General features: G+C 62.6%; 23 protein-coding genes. 19 read left to right on the top strand and 4 right to left on the bottom strand.

Features of this window, described 5'->3' with window-relative positions; all coding sequences use genetic code 11:
• Window positions 1-221 precede the first annotated feature (221 nt).
• The 12 genes from nac (at window position 222) to LRO94_RS18495 (ending at window position 9,872) form a co-directional block, all read left to right on the top strand.
• Window positions 222-1,127: a nitrogen assimilation transcriptional regulator NAC gene (gene nac, locus LRO94_RS18550; RefSeq protein WP_032887298.1), complete on the top strand. Its 906-nt coding sequence runs from the start codon at window positions 222-224 to the stop codon at window positions 1,125-1,127.
• Between the two features lie 114 nt (window positions 1,128-1,241).
• Complete coding sequence (locus tag LRO94_RS18545; RefSeq protein ID WP_032887263.1) at window positions 1,242-1,649, top strand: acetyl-CoA carboxylase biotin carboxyl carrier protein; 408 nt, start codon at window positions 1,242-1,244, stop codon at window positions 1,647-1,649.
• 33 nt (window positions 1,650-1,682) lie between these two features.
• The gene (gene accC / locus LRO94_RS18540; RefSeq protein WP_095185626.1) at window positions 1,683-3,035 is read left to right on the top strand and encodes an acetyl-CoA carboxylase biotin carboxylase subunit; all 1,353 of its coding nucleotides are present in this window, start codon (window positions 1,683-1,685) and stop codon (window positions 3,033-3,035) included.
• A complete protein-coding gene (pxpB, locus tag LRO94_RS18535; protein ID WP_179178725.1) occupies window positions 3,032-3,688 on the top strand; it encodes a 5-oxoprolinase subunit PxpB in 657 nt (218 codons plus the stop codon). Before accC ends, pxpB begins: the two co-directional genes overlap by 4 nt.
• A complete protein-coding gene (locus LRO94_RS18530) occupies window positions 3,685-4,659 on the top strand; it encodes a 5-oxoprolinase subunit C family protein (protein ID WP_179178726.1) in 975 nt (324 codons plus the stop codon). Before pxpB ends, LRO94_RS18530 begins: the two co-directional genes overlap by 4 nt.
• Window positions 4,656-5,051 (top strand): biotin/lipoyl-containing protein, encoded by a 396-nt coding sequence (locus tag LRO94_RS18525; RefSeq protein WP_122765559.1) that lies wholly within the window; start codon window positions 4,656-4,658, stop codon window positions 5,049-5,051. The genes LRO94_RS18530 and LRO94_RS18525 overlap by 4 nt, the downstream gene beginning before the upstream one ends.
• Window positions 5,048-5,821 carry a LamB/YcsF family protein gene (locus LRO94_RS18520; RefSeq protein ID WP_099600913.1) on the top strand — a complete coding sequence of 258 codons (774 nt, stop codon included), beginning with the start codon at window positions 5,048-5,050 and terminating at the stop codon, window positions 5,819-5,821. Before LRO94_RS18525 ends, LRO94_RS18520 begins: the two co-directional genes overlap by 4 nt.
• 93 nt (window positions 5,822-5,914) lie before the next feature.
• Entirely contained in the window at window positions 5,915-6,667 is a 753-nt protein-coding gene (locus tag LRO94_RS18515) for an SDR family oxidoreductase (RefSeq protein WP_032887269.1), read from the top strand.
• A 109-nt stretch (window positions 6,668-6,776) separates the two neighbouring features.
• Window positions 6,777-7,478, top strand: a complete 702-nt coding sequence (locus LRO94_RS18510) for an amino acid ABC transporter permease (protein ID WP_095185631.1) — start codon at window positions 6,777-6,779, stop codon at window positions 7,476-7,478.
• A gap of 6 nt (window positions 7,479-7,484) precedes the next feature.
• Window positions 7,485-8,228 carry an amino acid ABC transporter permease gene (locus LRO94_RS18505; protein ID WP_032887299.1) on the top strand — a complete coding sequence of 248 codons (744 nt, stop codon included), beginning with the start codon at window positions 7,485-7,487 and terminating at the stop codon, window positions 8,226-8,228.
• Window positions 8,229-8,251: 23 nt separating this feature from the next.
• Entirely contained in the window at window positions 8,252-8,980 is a 729-nt protein-coding gene (locus LRO94_RS18500) for an amino acid ABC transporter ATP-binding protein (RefSeq protein ID WP_177434288.1), read from the top strand.
• Window positions 8,981-9,038: 58 nt separating this feature from the next.
• Window positions 9,039-9,872: an ABC transporter substrate-binding protein gene (locus LRO94_RS18495; RefSeq protein ID WP_032887272.1), complete on the top strand. Its 834-nt coding sequence runs from the start codon at window positions 9,039-9,041 to the stop codon at window positions 9,870-9,872.
• Window positions 9,873-9,923: 51 nt separating this feature from the next.
• Here the strand turns inward: LRO94_RS18495 and LRO94_RS18490 are convergent, their stop codons facing one another.
• On the bottom strand, window positions 9,924-11,132 hold the full coding sequence (locus LRO94_RS18490) for a DUF1835 domain-containing protein (protein WP_179178727.1): 1,209 nt from the start codon (window positions 11,130-11,132) through the stop codon (window positions 9,924-9,926).
• Between the two features lie 338 nt (window positions 11,133-11,470).
• On the opposite strand from LRO94_RS18490, the gene LRO94_RS18485 reads away from it, so the two are divergent.
• Window positions 11,471-11,905, top strand: a complete 435-nt coding sequence (locus LRO94_RS18485) for a chemotaxis protein CheY (protein ID WP_233896855.1) — start codon at window positions 11,471-11,473, stop codon at window positions 11,903-11,905.
• 11 nt (window positions 11,906-11,916) lie between these two features.
• Here LRO94_RS18485 and LRO94_RS18480 read toward each other — a convergent pair whose 3' ends face one another.
• Complete coding sequence (locus LRO94_RS18480; protein ID WP_032887275.1) at window positions 11,917-12,993, bottom strand: aldo/keto reductase; 1,077 nt, start codon at window positions 12,991-12,993, stop codon at window positions 11,917-11,919.
• A 132-nt stretch (window positions 12,994-13,125) separates the two neighbouring features.
• Between LRO94_RS18480 and LRO94_RS18475 the strand changes: the two genes are divergently transcribed.
• Both LRO94_RS18475 and LRO94_RS18470 read left to right on the top strand, forming a co-directional pair.
• Window positions 13,126-13,803 (top strand): ABC transporter ATP-binding protein, encoded by a 678-nt coding sequence (locus LRO94_RS18475; protein ID WP_122765556.1) that lies wholly within the window; start codon window positions 13,126-13,128, stop codon window positions 13,801-13,803.
• A complete protein-coding gene (locus LRO94_RS18470) occupies window positions 13,800-14,591 on the top strand; it encodes an ABC transporter permease (protein WP_099600917.1) in 792 nt (263 codons plus the stop codon). Before LRO94_RS18475 ends, LRO94_RS18470 begins: the two co-directional genes overlap by 4 nt.
• Before the next feature lie 77 nt (window positions 14,592-14,668).
• On the opposite strand, the gene LRO94_RS18465 is transcribed toward LRO94_RS18470, so the two are convergent.
• Window positions 14,669-15,721, bottom strand: coding sequence for an L-idonate 5-dehydrogenase (locus tag LRO94_RS18465; protein ID WP_179178728.1), 1,053 nt, complete (start codon window positions 15,719-15,721; stop codon window positions 14,669-14,671).
• Between the two features lie 14 nt (window positions 15,722-15,735).
• Complete coding sequence (locus tag LRO94_RS18460) at window positions 15,736-16,509, bottom strand: glucose 1-dehydrogenase (protein WP_032887279.1); 774 nt, start codon at window positions 16,507-16,509, stop codon at window positions 15,736-15,738.
• Window positions 16,510-16,644: 135 nt separating this feature from the next.
• Here LRO94_RS18460 and LRO94_RS18455 point away from each other — a divergent pair, with 135 nt between their 5' ends.
• From LRO94_RS18455 to LRO94_RS18440, 4 genes are all read left to right on the top strand, one after another.
• On the top strand, window positions 16,645-17,517 hold the full coding sequence (locus tag LRO94_RS18455; protein WP_032887300.1) for a LysR family transcriptional regulator: 873 nt from the start codon (window positions 16,645-16,647) through the stop codon (window positions 17,515-17,517).
• Window positions 17,518-17,623: 106 nt separating this feature from the next.
• Window positions 17,624-18,256 carry a glutathione S-transferase family protein gene (locus LRO94_RS18450; protein ID WP_179178729.1) on the top strand — a complete coding sequence of 211 codons (633 nt, stop codon included), beginning with the start codon at window positions 17,624-17,626 and terminating at the stop codon, window positions 18,254-18,256.
• Between the two features lie 18 nt (window positions 18,257-18,274).
• Window positions 18,275-19,183: a LysR family transcriptional regulator gene (locus LRO94_RS18445; protein WP_032887281.1), complete on the top strand. Its 909-nt coding sequence runs from the start codon at window positions 18,275-18,277 to the stop codon at window positions 19,181-19,183.
• A complete protein-coding gene (locus LRO94_RS18440; protein ID WP_179178730.1) occupies window positions 19,183-20,067 on the top strand; it encodes a LysR family transcriptional regulator in 885 nt (294 codons plus the stop codon). Before LRO94_RS18445 ends, LRO94_RS18440 begins: the two co-directional genes overlap by 1 nt.
• Window positions 20,068-20,095 lie beyond the last annotated feature (28 nt).

The raw sequence follows: 20,095 nt of genomic DNA, 5'->3' as shown, positions 1-20,095 counted from the left end.
GGGTGGGGGATCAGGAGCAACCATAGCAAAGCCTTATGGCTGGTTATGCGGGTGGCCTGTCTTTTGCAAACCTGCCAGGTGTTCACAAATCCAAATGTGGGAGGGGGCTTGCTCCCGAAAGCAGTGTGTCAGCCACAGATGCATCCACTGACACTGCTATCGGGAGCAAGCCCCCTCCCACATTTAAGGCATCACTTGTCCCTTACATGAGCACCGCCATTTTGAACCTGCGTCGATTGAAGTATTTCGTAAAACTGGTCGACATCGGCAGCATGACCCAGGCCGCTGATGTGTTGCATGTGGCGCAACCGGCGTTGAGTCAGCAACTGGCAACCCTGGAAGCCGAGTTGCAACAACAATTGCTGATCCGCACCAAGCGCGGCGTGACGCCGACTGAGGCGGGCAAGGTGTTGTATGGCCATGCGCAAATTATCCTGCGCCAGTGCGAACAGGCTCAGAGCGATATCAATGCCACCGGCCATGCCTTGTCCGGGCAGGTGTCGGTGGGGCTGGCGCCGGGGACGGCGGCGTCGACGTTGTCGCTGCCGTTGCTGCGCACCGTGCGCGAACGTCACCCCGGCATTCTGCTGTACCTCAATGAAAACTTCGGCACCACGTTGAGCGAACTGATCATGAACGGCCGCATGGACATGGCCGTGCTTTACGGCGGGCGGGAGGTGCATGGTTTGAGTTTTGTCTCGCTGCTGCGCGAGCCGCTGTACCTGGTGAGTGCCGACCCGGCCATTGCCAGTCGCGAAGACATCCCGCTGGCCGAGTTGGCCGACATGGACATGCTGTTGCCGCGCCCCTACAACGTCATGCGTCGGATGGTGGACGAAGCCTTCCTGCGTATCGGCCTGGGTGTGCGGGTAGTGGCCGAGATTGAATCGTCCACCACGCTCACCGCCGCCGTGGCCGACCACTTCGGTTCGACCATCCTGCCTGAGTCGTCGGCGCGGGTCATGGCTGCGGACCCTTCGGTGCATATGTGCCGCATCGTCGAGCCCGAGGTGGAGGCGCCGTTGGCGTTGTGCCTGTCCGGGCATTTGCCGTTGTCCGTGCCGGCCCAGGCGGTCAAGGCGATTCTGCTGGAGCTGGTGGCGCAGATGCGTGGCAGCGCCGTGTGAGGCGTCATAAGGTCGGCTTATCACCCCAAAGCCAAAGCGTCTTGGCCGCGTTTCGAGGGGCTCGGTAGATTGGGCTCATCCACTCAAGACACGCTCGACAGGCAGGGGCCATACATGGATTCAGCACGTATCAAGGGGTTGATGGATTTGCTGGCCGAATCCGATCTGCTGGAACTGAGCCTCACCGAAGGCGACAGCACGCTGCGGCTGTTCAAGCAGGCGGGGCAGGGGACTACCAGCGTTGCACCCACCGTGGTCGCAGCCCCCAAAGCTGCACCGGCTGCCAGCGCCGTTGAAGTCAAAGCCAGCCTTTATGGCGTGCTGCACCTGACGCCCGCCGTCGGTGAGCCGCCTTTTGTGACCGTGGGGCAAAGCATCGAGGCCGGCCAGACCGTGGCGGTGATCGAGGCGATGAAAATGTTCCACCCGGTAAAGGCCAAGGTGGCGGGCCAGGTGGTTGAGATCCTGGTCGAGGCCGGGGTTGAAGTCGACGCCGGCCAGTCGCTGTTCCGGCTCGGTTGACCCTTACGCGTATTCGTTATTCAGGTGAATCCAATGTTCGACAAAGTGCTGATCGCCAACCGTGGCGAAATCGCCCTGCGCATTCAGCGTGCCTGCCATGGCCTGGGCATCAAGACCGTGGCGGTGTTTTCCGAAGCGGACCGTCACGCCCACTACGTGCAAAACGCTGACGAATCGCTGTGCATCGGTCCGGCCGCGCCGGGCATGAGCTACCTCAACCAGACGGCGTTGCTGTTCGCCGCCAAGGTCACTGGCGCCCAGGCGATCCACCCTGGCTACGGGTTCCTTTCGGAAAACGCCGGGTTTGCCGAGCGCATCGAAACCGCCGGCCTGACCTTTATCGGCCCGAGCGCAGCCTGCATCCGCACCATGGGCGACAAGGTGGCCGCCAAGCGTGCCATGCGTGAAGCCGGTGTGCCGTGCGTGCCGGGGCCTGATTCGACAATGCCTACCGACGACGCCAGCATTCTCGCCATCGCTGCCGAGATCGGTTACCCAGTGATCGTCAAAGCCGCCGGTGGTGGCGGTGGTCGCGGCATGCGTGTGGTGCAGGCCGAAGCCGAGTTGCTCGCTGCCATCGCGCTCACCCGTGAAGAGGCGCGGTTGGCCTTTGGCAACCCGGAGCTGTATATCGAGAAATTCCTCGGCCACCCGCGGCATGTGGAAATCCAGGTGCTGTGTGATGCCCACGGCCATGCGATCTGGCTCGGCTGCCGCGACTGTTCCCTGCAACGCCGCCACCAGAAAGTGTTGGAAGAAGCGCCGGCACCGGGCATCGATCCGGCATTGATCGCCAAGGTCGGCGAACGCTGCGCTGAGGCCTGCCGCCAGATTGGCTATCGCGGTGTGGGCACGTTTGAGTTCTTGTACGAAGACGGCGAGTTCTTTTTCATCGAGATGAACACGCGTCTGCAAGTCGAACACCCGGTCACTGAAATGACCACCGGCATCGACATCGTGCAGCAGCAACTGCGCATGGCCCGCGGCGAAGTGTTGGGCTTGCGCCAGGAGGATGTGCAGTTGAACGGCCACTCCCTGGAGTGCCGGATCAACGCCGAAGACCCGATCACCTTTATGCCCACACCCGGCTTGATTCAGCGTTGGGAAGTGCCCGGCGGATTTGGCGTGCGGGTTGATTCCCATGTCACCACCGGCTACCGCGTCCCGCCGTACTACGACTCGATGGTGGCCAAGGTAATCACCCACGGCGCCACGCGGGAAGAGGCGTTAGCGCGGATGCGCCTGGCCCTGAGCGAAATGATCGTGGACGGCATCAGCACCAATATCCCGTTGCACCGAGACATTCTCGACGATCCGGCATTCTGCGCCGGCGGTGTCGACATTCATCACCTGGAGCGCTGGTTGCAGCAAAGGAGCCCGACATGAACACCGCACCTTCCATCAGCCTGCTGGGCTCCAGCGCGTTGCTGTTCGAGGCGCCGGGCGAGCTCGACCTGGGCCCGCAGCAGCGTATCTGGCGCCTGGCCCTGCAAGCGGGCGAATGGCCGGAAATCCACGAAGCCGTGCCGGGCATGAACAACCTGATGCTGACGTTCCTCACGCCGCCCCGTGAACTCAACGGCGTGTGCCAGCGCCTGCTGGATGCCTGGGAACAGAGCCAACCGCTGCCCCTGGAAGGGCGAATTGTCGAGTTGCCGGTGGTGTACGGCGGCGAATTCGGCCCGCACATGGCAGACGTGATCGCCCACACCGGGCTGGATATCGAGACCATTGCCAACCTGCATTGCGAGCCGCTGTACCCGGTGTACGCCCTGGGCAGCCACCCCGGTTACTGCTACCTCGGTGGCATGGACCCACGCCTGGCCACGCCCCGTCGCCAGGTGCCGGTGCTGAATATCGGTGCGGGCTCTGTGTCCATCGGCGGCGTGCAGACGGGCGTCTCCGCCTCGGCCGGCCCCAGCGGCTGGAACACCATCGGCCGCACCGAGATGGCATTTTTCGACCCCGCCCAAACCCCGCCTGCCATCTTGCGGCCGGGTGATTTCCTGCGCTTGCGCATCGAGAGGATCATTCGATGATCGAGATTCTATCGGCCACCGCCCTGGCCACCGTGCAGGACCTCGGTCGTTTCGGCAGCCTGGGTTACGGCGTAGGTACCTCGGGCGCCATGGACCATCTGGCCCTGGCCTTGGGCAACTTGCTGCTGGGCAATCCCGAAGACGCCGCTGCGATTGAAATCCCGCTGTTTACGTTTGAAGTTCGCCTGCTGCAGGACTGCGCCTTTGCCCTGACCGGCGCCGCCTGCGACGCCACGCTGGACGGCCAGCCGTTGCCGCCGAACTGGGTTTGCCAGGGGCGAGAAGGTCAAGTGTTGAGCCTGGGGTATCCGACGTCTGGCAGCCGCGCTTATCTGTGTTTGGCGGGGGGCGTGGACGTGCCGTCGGTGCTGGGTTCACGCAGCACGCAATTGCGTGGCGAGTTCGGTGGTTTGGACGGCCGAGCGTTGCAGCAGGGCGATCGACTCGCTGCCTTGCGACCAGGCCTCAGCACCTTGGCGCTGGACTTCGGCGTTTTGGCGCCCAGCCTCTCGCTGCCGTTACAAGTAGACGGCGTGCCCGCGATGCGCGTGGTGCCCGCCGCTGAATACGAGCGCTTCCAGGAAACCTCCCGCGCCGCGTTCTGGGCCGGCGAGTGGAAGATCACCACCCAGAGCAATCGCTATGGCTACCGCATGGAAGGTGAACCGCTGCTGCCCATCGCACCGATGGAAATTCGCTCCCACGGCATCGTGCCCGGCGTAATCCAGGTGCCCCATGGCGGTCAGCCGATCATCCAGATGCGCGACGCGCAGCCCAGCGGCGGCTACCCCAAATTCGGCAGCGTGATCGAGGCTGACCTATGGCGTTTGGGGCAGGCGCCGATCGGCAGCAAAGTGCGCTTTATCGAGTGCAGTTATGAAGAGGCCGTTGACGCCTTGGAAACCAATCGACGTTACCTGCGTGAAGTCAGCCGTCTGGTGGAGCTGCACCGTCAAGGAGTTAAAGCATGACGCTTGAAGAAATTCGCCAACTGGCGCTGTGGCTCAAGGAACACCACTTGGTTGGCGCAGAGGTGAGCAGGCCTGGCGTGCACCTGACCCTCAAGCGCGGTGCGCCTGCCGTCAGTGTGGTCACGCCAGTCGCGGCTGCGGCAGTGGATGACAAGGTGCTGCGCACCACCGGCCTGGGTCGTCTGCTGCTGACTCATCCGCAACAAAACCAGCCGTTCGTGGCTGTGGGCGATCAGCTTAGCGCCGGTCAACTGGTGGCCGTGCTGCAAGTGGGTGAGCTGTTGCTGCCTCAGCGCAGCCCGAAAGCCGCCAAGGTCGTGGATATACGCGTGCCGTGCGGCACCACCGTCGGCTACGGCGAAGCCTTTCTGGGCCTGGAGTATCCGGTATGAAGATCGATTTGAATGCCGACCTCGGCGAAGGCTTCGGCCCGTGGCGCATGGGCGAGGACGAAGCACTGATGAGCCTGATTTCCTCGGCCAACGTCGCCTGCGGTTATCACGCCGGCGACCCGTTGATCATGGACACCACCGTACGCCTGGCGAAAGCCGGTGGCATCGACCTGGGCGCGCATGTGGGCTTCCCGGATTTGATGGGCTTCGGTCGTCGCCAAATGAACATCGAGATCAAGGAACTGGCCACCTATGTGATCTACCAGCTCGGTGCGCTGGCCGGGATGGCGGCTGTGAATGGCCATCGCATGACCCATATGAGCTTCCACGGCGCCCTGGGCAATATGGCCGCCGCTGATGTGGCGCTGGCCGAGCCGTTGGTGCGGGCGGTGGCGGCGTTCGACCCCACGCTGATCATCAGCTCTTCCAGCAGCCGCGCCATCGAAGGCGCGGCCGAAAAATGTGGTCTGCGCGTTGCCACGACGTTCCTCGCCGACCGCGCCTATGACGATGACTGCCTGCTGGTGCCACGCAAGGTCGAGGGCTCGGTGATCAAGGAGCCTGCGGCAGTCTTGCAACGGGTGCGGCAGTTGCTGGAGGAGGGCACCGTGACCGCCCTGAGCGGCAAGGTGCTGCGGGTGCCGGCCCACTCGATCCTGCTGCACGGCGATACCCCCGGTGCGGTCGACCTGGCGCGCACCATTCGCCAGGAAATCGAGCAATTGGGCGGGCGGATTACCCCGATTTCCCAGCTGCTGGCGGCGTCATAAGCAGGCCTTATCGCCACACAATCATCGCGTCTTGGTCCAGCGCCTGAAGGCTGGATAGAGTCGAACCATAACCCGCGACACAAGGATCACCCCATGCCATTTTCCGACTACAAAACCGCACTGGTCACCGGCGCCTCATCGGGCATCGGTGCCGCCGTTGTGGAGCGTCTGTGCCAGGAAGGCGTGCAGGTGCATGCCCTGGCCCGCAGTGCCGACAAGCTGCAGGCACTGGCGGCAAAGACCGGCTGCATTCCCCACGCCATCGACGTGACCGATATTGCCGGCCTGACTCGGTTGTTCGCCGAAAACACCTTCGACATCCTGGTCAACAACGCCGGTGTCGATAAACCCGGCTCCTTGCTCAAGGCCGATGCCGACGGTATCGACCTGCTGATCGACGTCAACCTTCGCGCGGTGTTGCACCTGGCGCGCCTGGCGTTGCCGGGGATGGTCGAGCGCGACTGCGGGCACATCATCAACATCAGCTCGATTGCAGCGGCCTACAACTTTGGCGGCAACTCTACCTACCACGCGACCAAGGCCGCGGTGAGCATGCTCTCGCGTCAATTGCGCATTGATGCCTTCGGCAAGCGCGTGCGGGTTACCGAGATCTGCCCAGGCCGAGTGGCCACGGACATCTTTGCCCATGTGCATGGCGACTCCGAGGAGACCTACAAACGCTTCGTCGAAGGTTTTGAATTGCCCCAGGCCGAAGACATCGCCAACGCCATTGCCTTCGCGATTGCCGCGCCGATTGCCGTAAACGTCGGGCATATGGAAATCACCCCCACCCTGCAAGTGCCGGGCGGGCTTTCTACCGCGCGACCTCAGGATTATCAGGGCTGAAACCAGCCCTCTAAAACAGAACGGATCGATCCGTCATTGCTGCACCGCGCCACGGCCACGCCGGGTGACTTTGATTTCTGCCCTAGCCCAATGCCGATAGGGATTGACCATGAAGCAAGACTTCGATTTGGCCGCGATTCTGCAAGGCGAGTATGCCGAGCTGATCGTCAAGGGCATCGAAATGACCTTGCAGCTGGCGTTGTTCGCCTGGCTGCTGGCGATGGTGCTGGCGCTGACGCTGGTTACGGTGCGCCTGACCGGCAACAAGCTGGCCGACCGTCTGGTGGCGGGGTACGTGTCCTACCACCGCAACGTGCCGACCCTGGTGCAACTGATGCTGTGGTACTTCGGCGTGCCCACGTTGCTCAGCGAGTCCGCGCAACTGTGGCTGGCCAACCACAACACCGAATACCTGTTTTCGGTGATCGCCCTGGGCTTGTGCCAGGCCGCGTATTTCTGTGAAGACATGCGCAGCGGCCTGCGCGCCATTCCGGCCGGGCAGACCGAAGCGTCCAGAGCCCTGGGACTGGGCTACGTGCGCTCAATGCGCTACGTGATCCTGCCTCAGGGGGTGCGCAACTGCCTTCCGTCCTTGATCAACCACACCGTGTTGTTGTTCAAGAACACCAGCCTGGCCATGGCAATTGGCGTGATGGAGCTGACCTACGCCAGCCGCGAAGTGGAGAACTATACGTTCCGCACCTTTGAGTCGTACCTGGTGGCCACGGTGTTCTACCTGGTGTTTTCACTGCTGCTGATGGGCGCCGGGGCGTTGCTCGCTCGGCACTTCAGCAAAGCCCTCGCGAGGTAGATGGCGATGTTCGATATCGTTGAAATCCTGCAGAACAACTGGACGTTGTTCCTCATCGGTCAATACCCCCACGGCCCATTGGGTGGCCTGGCGAGCACCCTGATCCTGGCCGCGCTGGCATTGCTGTTGGCGTTCCCGTTCGGCTTGCTGCTGGCGCTGGCGCGGGTGTCGCCGTGGAAAGGTTTGTACTGGGTCGCCACGGTGTGGGTCTACGTGCTGCGCGGTATTCCCTTGCTGATGGTGATCTTTTGGACGTACTTCCTGGTGCCGTTGCTGATCGGCCATAACATCACCGGCTTCATGACCATGCTCTGCACCCTGGTGATCTACCAGAGCGCCTACCTGTGCGAAATCATTCGCGGCGGCATCCAGGCCTTGCCGAGTGGGCAATACGAAGCGTCCCGCGCCCTTGGCCTGGGCTACGTGCGCACCACGCTCTGGGTGATCCTGCCCCAGGCACTGTACAACGCGTTGCCGAGCCTGATCAGCCAGTTCATCTCGATCATCAAGGAGACCTCACTGGGCTACGTGATCAACGTGCAGGAGGTGACGTTTGCCGCCAACCAAGTCAACAACCAACTGCTGACCAAGCCGTTCCAGGTGTTTTTCATCCTGGCGATCATCTACTACCTGCTGTGTTTCGGCCTGACCCGCCTGGCCGGTTATGTGGAACAGCGCATTGCGCGCAAGCGCCTGGGCGACGGAGGGCAAACCCTGCCTGGCCAACCGTTGCTGGCCACCGATAATTGAAGAGGGCTGCGCTCATGCATCCAATGATCATGTTTTCGAAAATCAATAAATGGTACGGCGAGTACCAGGCGCTCACTGACATCACGGCCGAAGTGCAACCCGGCGAAGTGGTGGTGCTGTGCGGCCCTTCGGGGTCGGGCAAATCCACCTTGATTCGCACGGTCAATCGCTTGGAAGACATCCAGGCCGGCCAGATCCTGTTCGACGGCCAGGACGTTCACGGCACCGACGCGCAGATCAACCGCCTGCGTAGCCGCGTGGGGTTTGTGTTCCAGAGCTTCAACCTGTTCCCGCATCTGTCGGTGCTGGAAAACATCACCCTGGCCCCCAACAAACTGCGCAACCTCAAGGGCGCGGCGGCCAAGCAAAAAGCCATGGAGCTGCTCGACCGTGTCGGCCTGGCCCACAAGGCCGGTGCTTACCCGGCGCAGTTGTCCGGCGGGCAACAGCAGCGCGTGGCAATCGCCCGCGCACTGGCGATGGAGCCGCCAGTGATGCTATTCGACGAGCCCACCAGTGCCCTCGACCCGGAAATGGTCGGCGAAGTGCTGAGCGTGATGAAGGGCTTGGCCAAGGACGGCATGACCATGATGTGCGTGACCCACGAGATGAATTTCGCCCGCGAAGTGGCCGACACCATCTGGTTTATGGATGCGGGGCAGATTCTGGAAAAGAGCAGCCCCGAGGCCTTCTTCACCCAGCCCTCGCACCCGCGAGCGCAACGTTTCATCGCCGACCTGCGGGCCCATTGAGCTGCGGCGGTTTTGCTCCCTCTGCCATTTTGCTGGTCCAACTTTCTGGAGATTTCCCATGGGTATGAAGCATCTGTTTACTGCGCTGGCGTTGGGGCCACTGGCAATCGCGGTCGCACAGGCCGACCAACTGAGCGACATCATGGCCAAGCAATCCTTGAGCTGTGGGGTGTACGCCGACGTCCCGCCATTTTCCGCACCGGACCCGAAAACCCGTGAGCTGGTCGGCATGGACGTCGACCTCTGCAAAGCCCTGGCCAAGACACTCGGCGTAGCCCTGGAACTCAAGCCACTGTCGGTTGAAGCGCGTATTCCTGAAGTGAAAATGGGCCGTGTCGATGTGATCTTCGCCAACCTGGCCTACACCAAGACCCGCGCCGACCAGATCCAGTTCAGCGACCCTTACTACATCGCCAAGGAAACCCTGGTGGTGCGCGCGGCGAATGCCGACCAGCCGAAAAGCTTCTTCAAGGACAAGCGCATCAGCTCCACCAAAGGCTCGACCTCCGAACAGTCGATCCGCCTTGCCGGCGCCACCCCGGTGACCTTCCAGGACACCGGCTCGGCCTACATGGCCCTGCAACAGAACAAGGTTGTGGGCCTGGTGACCAACACCATGACCGCCCTCAAGCTGGTCAATCAGGCCAAGGCCGGTGGTGTGGAACTGGCGATTGCCAAAGAACCGATGGCCTTGGAGCCGATTGGTGCCGGTATGCGCCGCGACGAGCCCGCGTTTTTGGCCAAGGTCAATGAGTCGCTGATGGCGATGGAAAAGGCCGGGGAGATCGACGCGATCTGGGAGCGCTGGATCGGCCCGAACACCGAGTACAAGATGGTGCGCGAGGACAAGGTGCAGCCTTTGAGCGCGTTGAAGTTCGAGCCGTTGCCTTAAGGGTAATCGGTCACAAAAAAGCCCGCCGTGTGTGATGCACGGCGGGCTTTTTTACTGGGTGCTCCAGACAGGGTTCAGATCCTCATCAATCATCCAGTGCGGCTGGCCAGGTGTGATACGCACGCCGCCGACCCAGCGCTCATGCGTTGCATGGTCGGGCCAATGGGCTCGGCCATGGAGCACGTCCTGTCCCAAGGGGGTCAGCGCCAACATGCGTTGCGGCCATGGTTTTTGTGGGTCTGTCTCGGTCAGCAACGGCTTGTCGCCATCGATCAATGGCCGCAACAGCACCTGAAACATCATGTCCCCCATGGACGGCAGCGGGTCGCGCTTGGCCATCAATTCGGCGAACACGCGACCGAACGGCAACGGCCCAGCTTCGGCGAGGTAGGTGAGGGACAGGCGCTCGGTCAGCGACAGACCATCGTGTGTTCCCGGCAATTCCTGCACCTGGCGCAACAGCGCCGGGGCAAGCAAGGGCAGGGCGGGGTGTTTGCCGTGGGCCAACGCTGCCCATGCCATGGGAGAACTGTCGCAATAGGCTGCCCAGGCCCGTTTGGCCAGTTGCACGGCCTCGTCCCCGATCAGTCTGCGTTGCGGCCAGAGCCAGGCGAGCACGTCCGGCGCCAGTTGGCCGATGCCGATAAAGCGCTCGACGCCGGGAATGCGGTCCACCTCGATCAGCTCCAGTTTGCCCGGTGCTTGTTCAAGACCGGCCAAGGCGCGGATCAGGAACAACTGGTCATAGGCATCTGCCTCACACCACAACACGCTGTGTTCGGCGCTGGCCAGGGTTTCGAGGTGGTTGTATTCATCGTCGACACGGCGCGCTGCATCCGTCTCATTGATGGCAAAGGCTTGGCTGATAAAGGCACTGCGCATCGCACGAAATGCCGGGCTGGGCAGATCACGCACCGGACCCATGCACAGCGGGTCGCTGAGCATGTGGAACCGGCCCTTGAACCCCGCCACCTGCAGGCTATGGGCGATGTCATTGCCGCAGCGCCAGTGGGTGGTGCGCGCTTCATCGCTGGCTGCAAAGTCGGGATGGCGGGCGGCGAAGTCAATGGCGTCGATATGGGCCTTGAGCTTGGGCCAACTGCTGAAACCCAGTTGTTTGGCCACCTGCCATTGGGCCTGGGACAGTGTGGCAGCCGGGTCTTGGCTTTTCAGGTGCCGCAACAGTTCCTTGGCGCGCTTGCGCTGCTGCTCAAGGTTGAGACGGCCATCGGTGTTGGAAGATAGGGGGCGTTGCGACATACGATCTCCTTGCACAGACCTTTTCCGCTTTAAGGTTGGGAGTCGTAGAAATGAGGTGAAGCTTGAGTGTCTTGGGCGCAGCCCTTTCCGCGGAAGGTGGCGTAGAGAGCGCCAGGCGGGAAATATAGGCAGTGTGGCGCTCGATTGCAAATCAGGTATGCGCCCCCGATAGGGTTTAAGAATCGTCTTAAAGTCATGCGCTCCTGCTGACGGTTACCGTGTGCACCGTTGAATGATCGACGTTGCTGCCCAACTGTCAGGTTTACCCTATGTCCACTAAAACGCTCCGCCTCTTGATTGCCGATGCTGACCTTCAGCAGCGGATCAGGATTGAGAAGATGCTCAATCTGATGGGCTATCACCGCATCGCGCCCTTGAGCTCGTTCGATGAGTTGCGGGTGCTGACGCGTTCGGGAGGCGTGGCATTCGACCTGTTGATCATCAACAGTGCATTGGTGAGTTCGCCGCAGGAGAACCTGCTGGAGTACTGCCACGCCAACCCGTTGATTCGCCACACGCTGATTTACGATGGGCAATGCACACCGCATGTGCTGGTAGCGGGCAATCAGCCGACCTTGCACCTCTCAGTGCCGCACTTGCCGGACTTTATCGCGCTGCAGCATTGCATGGGGATCGTCGATCCTGCCCCTCGCATACGCGTGGGTAAGCGGCCGACCTTGCGCGTTGCTGACAGCCCCAATCCAGCATCGGCGCGCTTCCAGGGTGACCCGGCCTTGGTGGCGTGCGCAGTGGGGCTGTCGCCCAGGCGTTGAGGGGGTCAGGGTTACTTGTCTTTGCGTGCATCCATGGTTTTCTGATGCTCGGCCAGGAACGGCTGCTCCGCCGGATCAAAGCGATCAATGCCGGCCGTAAAACGATGCCAGTACGGATACAACGGTTGGCGCCGTGTCACCGCTTCGATACGCGAGGACTGTTCGTCGGTGAGTTTCAGTTCGGTGGCCGCGAGGTTGTCGCGCAGATGCGCTTCAGTGCGGGCGCCGACGATCAGCGAGGTAATCCCCGGACGATCCTTGAGCCACGCCAGGCAGGTACGCGCCACCGACACGCCGTGTTCATCACCCACGGCGGCGAGGGTTTCGATGATGTCCAGCGCACGCTCCTGGTCATGCACGTAGGGTTCCGGCCAGTCGCTGCCCTGGCGGGTATTGGCCGGCGGTTTTTGCCCACGGCGCGTGGAGCCGGTCAGCAGGCCTTCGCCCATTGGCCCCCACACCAGGGTGCCGACGTTCTGATCCAGGGCCAACGGCAGCAACTCGTACTCGGCCTCGCGGGATTCCGGGGTGTAGTAGATCTGTTGGGTGATCGGCTTGAGCATGCCGTGCAGTTCGGCCTTGCCCAGGGTTTTCATCATCTGCCAGGCGGTGAAGTTGCTGGTGCCGAAGTAACGGATTTTCCCCGAGCCCACCAACAGCCGCAGGGCTTCGAGGGTTTCCTCGATGGGCGTCATGCCGTCCCAGTTGTGCAATTGGTAGAGATCGATGTGGTCGGTACCGAGGCGCTTCAAGCTGGCTTCGCAGGCGCGAATCAGGTGGTAGCGCGAGGAGCCGGAGTTGTTCGGGTTGCTGTCTACCGGGCTGCGGCCCTTGGTGGCCAGCAGGATATCGTTGCGTTTGTCACCCAGGGCCTTGCCGACCACTTCTTCGGCCAGACCGTGGGAATAGAGGTCGGCGGTGTCGACCATATTGACCCCAGCATCGAATGCGATATCGAACATACGCTTGGCCTGGGGCACGTCCACCGATCCGCATTTTTCAAACTCGGCGCGACCGCCAAAGGGCACGGTGCCGAGGATGATTTCGGATACCAGCAGGCCCGAATGGCCCAGTTGTCGGTATTGCATGTCGTCTCCTACTTAACGTTGAACCTGAGTTTCTGAACAACGTGGGTGGCGATAGTTTGAATTTTTTCATGAAAACTTCCTGCGCCTGCTTCACCATTGCGCCCAACAGGTTTTAAGAGGAATACCGCGTCCATGAGCGCCCTGATAGAAACCCGCGCCCTCACGCGTATCGACGAGCGTCGCCAGGTGGCTTTGCTGCAACCCACGGATTTCACCTTGAAGCGCGCCGACCGCGTCTCCATCACCGGCTCATCGGGCTCTGGAAAAAGCGTCTTCCTGCGTGCGCTGGCTTTGCTCGATACGCCGAGTTCCGGGCAAGTGCTGTGGAACAACCAGCCGATCGTCAACGCGCAGATCCCCCATTACCGCAGCCATATCAGCTACCTGTCTCAACGCCCGGCGTTGCTCGAAGGCACGGTGGAGGACAACCTCAGGTTCCCGTTCAGCCTCAAGACGCTGCACCAACGCCGCTTTGACCAGGACGTGGTGACGACCTTGTTGGGGCATGCCGGCAAGGCGGCGGATTTTTTGACCAAGAACGCGTTGGACCTGTCGGGCGGTGAGTCCCAGGTGGTCTCGCTGATCCGCACACTGCAACTGAACCCCGAAGTGCTGTTGCTCGACGAGCCCACCGCCGCCCTCGACCCCGCGTCATCCCGTGACGTGGAAGCGCTGATCGACGCCTGGTTCGCCGGTAACAAGTCCCGCGCCTATATCTGGGTATCCCACGATCTGGATCAGGCACAGCGCATGAGTGACATCCACTTGCACATGAGTGCCGGTGTCCTCAGCGGAGCGACCCAACCATGAATTATCAAAACCTCACCGCCCTGGACATGGGCATTGCCGCGTCGCTGATCCTGGTCAACGGCGCGCTGTCGTTGCTGCTGCGCCTGGGCCTTGGACGCCAGTTGTTATGGGCGGCGGTGCGCACCGTGGTGCAACTGCTGGCCATCGGTTACCTGCTGGGCTGGGTGTTTGAATTCGCCTATTGGTACGTGGTGCTGCCGCTGATGTGCGCCATGACCCTGATCGCCGGGCTTTCGGCGGCGGGACGTGGGCGGCGTACGTATCGGGGGCAGCGGGTCGACAGCATTCTGTCGGTGTGGGGCAGTTCGTGGCTGGTGACGGCGGTGGGCTTGTTTGCGGTGATCCGCATTCACCCATGGTACGAGCCGCAATACGCGATCCCGATCCTTGGCATGATCCTCGGCAACACCTTAACCGGCGTGTCCTTAGGGATTGAGCGCATGACCCAGGAACTTACCTCGGGCCGCAACACCATCGAAATGATCCTGGCCCTCGGCGGCTCACGCTGGGAAGCCGCCCAGGAAGCCATTCGCCAAGCCGTGCGCGCCGGGATGATCCCCACGCTGAACCAGATGACCGTGGTCGGCATCGTCAGTCTGCCCGGCATGATGACCGGCCAAGTGCTGGCCGGAGAGAGCCCTGTGGACGCGGTGCGGTATCAAATCGTGATCATGTTCTTGATCGCCGCGTCATCGGCGTTGGGCACGGTAGGGGCGGTGTTGCTTACCTATCGGCGGTTGTTTTCGGTGAGCCACCGCTTTTTGCGCGAGCGACTGGAAGAGCGCTGACAAACCAGCCCCTGTGGGAGCCAGCTTGCCGGCGATGGCGGTCGATCAGGCAACCTCAGGTTATCTGGCCTACCGCTTCAATCCACCTCCGCCACACCAAAATCGAGCACCACCTTCATCGCCTGGGTCTTGTCCGCTGCCAGTTCAAACGCCTGCACGGCTTGCTCGAACGGCACCGTATGGGAGATCACCGGCCGTACATCAATGACCTGGCGATTGAGCAAGTCCACCGCCTGGGCAAACTCACTGTGGAAGCGGAAGGTGCCGCGCAGGTCGATCTCGCGGCTGACCAGCAGGTTCAGCGGCAGCGACACTTCACCGCCCAACCCGACAGTGACCAGCACGCCGCGCGGGGCGATGCAGTCCAGGCCGTTGCGCAGGGCTTGGGCACTGCCGGAGACTTCGAACATCACCTCGAAGTAACCCTTCTCGGCGGTGTAGCGTTTGAGCGCATCGATGCCGTCGGCGATGTTATGGGTGCGCGTGGCGCCCATTTTTTCCGCACAGGCCAGTGCGCTGGCGGACAGGTCCACAGCGACGATTTCAGCGGCACCGGCGGCGCGCAGGCTGCCGATCAGCAGGTTGCCGATGGGGCCGCAACCGGTCACCAGTACGCGCTTGCCGAACACCGCGCCGGCCCGTTGGATCGCATGCAACCCGACCGACAACGGCTCGGCCAGCGCACCTTCGGCGAGGCTGACGTGATCGGCCAGCACATGTGCCTGATGCGTCTCGATCACCAGGCTCTGGCGAAACGCGCCCTGGATATGCGGAAAGGGCATCGCGCTGCCGTAGAAGCGCATGTTCAGGCAATGGTTGGGCAGGCCTTGATGGCAATAGCGGCAAGCGCCGCACGGGCGTGACGGCGATACGGCAATGCGCTGGCCGACCTTGAACTGGCCGGCGTCCGAGCCCACGGCGTCGATCACTGCCGATACTTCATGGCCGAGCACCATCGGCTCGCGCAGGCGCACAGTGCCGAAGCCGCCCTGCTGGTAATAGTGCAAGTCCGAGCCGCAGATACCGCCGCGGGCGATGCGTACACGCAGTTGCTCGGGCCCCAGAGCAGGGGGTTCGTCCTGGGGGCTCACCCGCAGGTCTTTTGAGGCGTGGCAGACAATGGCGTGCATAAGGTTCTCCAGGGTTACAGCGACGCGGTGATGCCACCGTCGACATACAGGATATGACCGTTGACGAAACTTGCGGCATCGCTGGCCAGAAACACCGCTGCACCGGCCAACTCGGCGACGTCGCCCCAGCGGCGGCTCGGTGTGCGCTGCACCAGCCAGTCGCTGAATTCGGGGTTGGCCACCAGGTTGGCGTTCAACTCGGTCTTGAAGTAACCGGGGCCGATACCGTTGACCGTCAGCCCGTGCGGGCCCCAGTCGATGGCCATGCCTTTGGTCAACATCTTCAAGGCGCCTTTACTCGCCGCATACGGCGCGATGCCCGGGCGGCCCAATTCACTTTGCACCGAACAGATATTGATGATGCGCCCCCGTTTGCGCGGAATCATCGCCCGCGCCACGGCCTGACCCACCAGGAAGGCGCTGTCGAGGTTGGTGCTGATCAGTTCGCGCCAGTGCTGCTCGCTGTAGTCTTCCAGCGGCCCACGGCGTTGCATACCGGCGTTGTTCACCAGGATGTCCAAGGGGCCGAAGCGTTCCTCGATCGTTGCCACCCCGTCCTGGATTGCTGCGCTGTCGGTCACGTCGAAGGCCTGGGTGTGCACCTCCAGGCCTTCGAGGGTCAGCAGGGCGGCGGCGTCACGCAATGTGCTGCGGTTACGCCCGTTGAGCACCACCCGTGCGCCCGCTTGGGCCAGGCCACGGGCGATGGCCAGGCCGATACCGGCACTGGAACCGGTGACCAGCGCCAGCCGGCCGTCGAGGCGAAAGGTGTCTAGAACGCTTTGCATGGGCATATTTCTCCGGGCGCGCTTGTGATAATCAAAACGCTGTCTGATGGGCTTAACTTCACCTCGGTGTAGGGCGCAGGTCCAATGTTCATTTATGATCGGCTGATCAATATCCGTGATAACCAGGAGGGCTGGATGGAACTCAAGCACTTGCGCGCCTTTGTGGTACTGGCCCAGGAGCTGCATTTCGGCCGGGCGGCGGGGCAGTTGTCGATTGTGCAACCGGCGCTGAGCATGCAGATCAAGCAACTCGAAAGTGGCTTGGGCGTACGCCTGCTGGACCGCAATCGGCACTCGGTGACATTGACCGATGCCGGCCGGGTGTTCCTGCCGGAGGCCCAGGCGACCCTGCACCAGGCCGCGCGGGCGGCGGAGGCGGCGCGGGCCTCCAACCGGGGGGAAATCGGCCGAGTGCGGCTGGGCTTTGTGTCGTCGGTATTGCCGCAACTGTTGCCCGAGTTAATCCGCGCGGTGCATCAGCGCTACCCGCGTATCGAGCTGGAACTCAAGGACATGCCTGGCCCCGATCAAGCCGCCGCGTTGAAGCATGGCCGCCTCGATTTCGGCTTGATGCGCCTGCCCGCCGCCTACCCCGGTGTGCAGACCCGCGTGGTGTTGCGCGAGCCGTTCTGTGTGGCCTTGCCGATGGATCATCCGTTGGCCGCACAGGATTCGATCCAGCCCGGCGATCTGCTCGACGTGCCGGTGTACATCCTCGCGCGGCGCTATGCGCCGGGGTTCTACGACGAATTTATCCAGGCCGTGGGCATCCCGCTGCAGATCGCGTCCGAGCTGGGCGAGTTCACCACCATGCTCGCGCTGGTCTGTGCCGGGTTGGGCGTCGGCGTTTTGCCGCAGCAGGCTGCGCGGGCGTTGCCAGCCAACTGCGTGTCGCGGCCGCTGGTATTGGGAGCGTTTCAGGCCAGCACGGGGTTGGCTTGGACCGAGTTGGACAGCGCAGTGAAGACCACGCTGTTTACGCTGATCGTCGAACTGTTTGGCGAGTGATTGTTTCACCCGGTGAAATGCTGGATTGTAAAACCTGGTGATTCCATTGATCGACGCAGCGGTGGAACATCTCAGGTGTCGGAACCCCCACCTTTTGGAGCCTTACATGTCCCAGCCTGCGATCAAACTCTATGGTTTTCCACTGTCCGGCCATTCCCATCGGGCCGAGCTGATGCTGTCCCTGCTGGGGCTGCCCACCGAATTCATCCTGGTGGACCTCAAGCAAGGCGCCCATAAATCCGCTGATTTCACGGCGACGATCAATCGCTTCGGCCAGGTGCCGGCGATTGACGATAACGGCACGGTGCTGGCGGACTCCAACGCGATCCTGGTCTACCTCGCCACGAAATACGGCAACGGCCACTGGCTGCCAAGCGACCCGGTGGGGCAGGCGCGTGTACAGCGTTGGTTGTCGGCGGCTGCCGGGCAACTGCATGCCGGGCCCGCGACTGCACGCTTGGCCACGGTATTTGGCGCCGACGTGGACGCGGCGGCCACCATCAGTCGCGCCCATGCCTTGTTGGAACTGGTGGAACAGCAACTGAGCGAAACCCGCTTCCTGGCTGGCGAGCAGCCGAGCATTGCAGATATCGCGTTCTACACCTACGTGGCCCATGCGCCGGAAGGTAATGTGTCGCTGGTCGACTACCCTAAGGTGCGCGCCTGGCTTGCCAGTATTGAGGCCCTGCCAGGTTTTGTGGGCATGCCGCGTACGGCGGTAGGTTTGCAATCACAGTAACCTTCCTGAGGCGCATCGATGGACCGATTTCACGAAATGCAGGTGTTCCTGGCGGTGGCCGAGGAGGAGGGTTTCGCTGCCGCCGCGCGCCGCCTGAACACCTCGCCGCCCAGCGTGACCCGCGCCATCGCGGCCATGGAACAACGCATCGGCACCCAACTGCTGGCGCGCACTACGCGCAGCTTGCACCTGACCGAAGCCGGCCAGCGTTACCTCGCAGATTGCCGGCGCATCCTCGCCGAGTTGGACGAAGCCGAAGAAGCGGCGGCGGGCAGTTATTCGATCCCCTGTGGCCACCTTACGGTGACCGCACCGGTGCTGTTTGGCGAGCTGTATGTGGCGCCGGTGCTGGGTGACTATCTCGACCGCTTTCCCCAGGTGAACATCAATGCCTTGCTGGTGGATCGGGTGGTCAACATGGTCGACGAAGGGATTGATGTGGCTGTGCGTATCGGCCACCTGCATGAACCGGGGCAACAGGCGATTAAGGTGGGCGAGGTGCGCCGTGTGGTGTGCGCGTCGCCTGGTTATCTCGACCAGCACGGTCGCCCGCTGCACCCCGAGCAATTGCGTGCAGCGCAAATCATCGGCCTATCCTCCAGCCATTTGGTCAGTGAGTGGGCGTTTGTCGACGCCGGCCAGCCGCTGACGGTACCCATCGAACCACGCCTGGTGGTCTCGGCGAACAACGCGGCGATCAACCTGGCGCGCCTGGGCTGGGGCATGACCCGTGTGCTGTCGTATCAAGTCGCGGCAGCGGTGGCGGCCGATGAACTGGAGATTGTGCTGGAGGCTTTTGAACCGGCGCCGCTGCCGATCCAGGTGGTGTTCCAGAGCAGCGGGCGTGTGCCGGCCAAGGTCAGTACGTTTGTGGATTTTCTCAGCCAGCGCCTGGGCCAGGACGCCGCGCTCCAACGGCACGGCTGATGGAGCGCTTTCGCGATATGCAACTGTTCGCCGCCATGGCCGGGCAACCGAGCCTGGCCTCGGCGGCGCGCCGTGCGTGCGTCTCCGGCCCGACCTTGGTACGTGCCATTGCGCGGTTGGAAGCACGCCTGCACGTGACGTTGCTGCAACGCAGCACTCAAGGCGTGAGCCTTACGGACGCCGGCAGCGCCTACCTGGCCGACTGCCTGCAACTGCTGGCCAGCGTGGACGCCGCCGAAGCCTCGGCCAAGGGCGCGCATGTGCAGGCTCAGGGCAATCTGCGGGTTTTCTTGCCGCTGTTGTTCAGCCGTTACCTGATGGCGCCGGTGTTGGCCGACTATCTGGAGCGTTACCCCGACATGCGCGTAGTGGCGCGTTATCACGACTATGACCCCAACCTGCACGAAGAGGGCCTGGACGTGGCGATCCTGGTGGGCGAGCTGCCCAGCTCGTCACTGATCGCGCGGCCGCTCGGGCAGGTGCGGCAACTCCTTTGCGCCAGCCCCGATTATCTCGCCACCCACGGCGAGCCCCGGCACCCGAGCGAGCTCAAGCAGCATCGGCTGATCGCCAGTGCCGAGCACGTGCATTGGGATTTCCCAGGCTATTTGCTCAAGGCGCGTGCGCGGTTGAGTTGCTCCACGGTACAAGGCGCAATCAATGCCGCCGTGCAGGGGGCGGGCGTGGTGCGGTGCCTGAGCTACCCGCTGCACGGGCCGTTGGGCAGCGGGCAATTGCGCCGGATCTTGCCGGCCTATGAAGGGCCGCCGCTGCCAGTCAATGTGGTGTATCGCGAGGGCCGCAACGCGCCGATGCGTGTGCGCAGTTTTGTCGACCATTGCGTGGCGGCGTTGCGGGAACACCCAGCATTTCAGTTGGCGTAACAGTGGATTGTCTGGGGTGGTTATTCCC

The organism is Pseudomonas sivasensis (genome assembly GCF_021391435.1).
Lineage (GTDB): Bacteria > Pseudomonadota > Gammaproteobacteria > Pseudomonadales > Pseudomonadaceae > Aquipseudomonas > Aquipseudomonas sivasensis.
Note: the sequence above shows the minus strand (reverse complement) of the source record. Positions and strands in the feature narration are given on the sequence as shown.

Bases quoted from the DNA above. Each gene is read 5' to 3' on its own strand.
- LRO94_RS18545 (WP_032887263.1), top strand. From the start codon at position 1,242: ATGGATTCAGCACGTATCAAGGGGTTGATGGATTTGCTGGCCGAATCC.
- accC (WP_095185626.1), top strand. From the start codon at position 1,683: ATGTTCGACAAAGTGCTGATCGCCAACCGTGGCGAAATCGCCCTGCGC.
- pxpB (WP_179178725.1), top strand. From the start codon at position 3,032: ATGAACACCGCACCTTCCATCAGCCTGCTGGGCTCCAGCGCGTTGCTG.
- LRO94_RS18530 (WP_179178726.1), top strand. From the start codon at position 3,685: ATGATCGAGATTCTATCGGCCACCGCCCTGGCCACCGTGCAGGACCTC.
- LRO94_RS18525 (WP_122765559.1), top strand. From the start codon at position 4,656: ATGACGCTTGAAGAAATTCGCCAACTGGCGCTGTGGCTCAAGGAACAC.
- LRO94_RS18520 (WP_099600913.1), top strand. From the start codon at position 5,048: ATGAAGATCGATTTGAATGCCGACCTCGGCGAAGGCTTCGGCCCGTGG.
- LRO94_RS18515 (WP_032887269.1), top strand. From the start codon at position 5,915: ATGCCATTTTCCGACTACAAAACCGCACTGGTCACCGGCGCCTCATCG.
- LRO94_RS18510 (WP_095185631.1), top strand. From the start codon at position 6,777: ATGAAGCAAGACTTCGATTTGGCCGCGATTCTGCAAGGCGAGTATGCC.
- LRO94_RS18505 (WP_032887299.1), top strand. From the start codon at position 7,485: ATGTTCGATATCGTTGAAATCCTGCAGAACAACTGGACGTTGTTCCTC.
- LRO94_RS18500 (WP_177434288.1), top strand. From the start codon at position 8,252: ATGATCATGTTTTCGAAAATCAATAAATGGTACGGCGAGTACCAGGCG.
- LRO94_RS18495 (WP_032887272.1), top strand. From the start codon at position 9,039: ATGGGTATGAAGCATCTGTTTACTGCGCTGGCGTTGGGGCCACTGGCA.
- LRO94_RS18490 (WP_179178727.1), bottom strand. From the start codon at position 11,132: ATGTCGCAACGCCCCCTATCTTCCAACACCGATGGCCGTCTCAACCTT.
- LRO94_RS18485 (WP_233896855.1), top strand. From the start codon at position 11,471: ATGCTCAATCTGATGGGCTATCACCGCATCGCGCCCTTGAGCTCGTTC.
- LRO94_RS18480 (WP_032887275.1), bottom strand. From the start codon at position 12,993: ATGCAATACCGACAACTGGGCCATTCGGGCCTGCTGGTATCCGAAATC.
- LRO94_RS18475 (WP_122765556.1), top strand. From the start codon at position 13,126: ATGAGCGCCCTGATAGAAACCCGCGCCCTCACGCGTATCGACGAGCGT.
- LRO94_RS18470 (WP_099600917.1), top strand. From the start codon at position 13,800: ATGAATTATCAAAACCTCACCGCCCTGGACATGGGCATTGCCGCGTCG.
- LRO94_RS18465 (WP_179178728.1), bottom strand. From the start codon at position 15,721: ATGCACGCCATTGTCTGCCACGCCTCAAAAGACCTGCGGGTGAGCCCC.
- LRO94_RS18460 (WP_032887279.1), bottom strand. From the start codon at position 16,509: ATGCAAAGCGTTCTAGACACCTTTCGCCTCGACGGCCGGCTGGCGCTG.
- LRO94_RS18455 (WP_032887300.1), top strand. From the start codon at position 16,645: ATGGAACTCAAGCACTTGCGCGCCTTTGTGGTACTGGCCCAGGAGCTG.
- LRO94_RS18450 (WP_179178729.1), top strand. From the start codon at position 17,624: ATGTCCCAGCCTGCGATCAAACTCTATGGTTTTCCACTGTCCGGCCAT.
- LRO94_RS18445 (WP_032887281.1), top strand. From the start codon at position 18,275: ATGGACCGATTTCACGAAATGCAGGTGTTCCTGGCGGTGGCCGAGGAG.
- LRO94_RS18440 (WP_179178730.1), top strand. From the start codon at position 19,183: ATGGAGCGCTTTCGCGATATGCAACTGTTCGCCGCCATGGCCGGGCAA.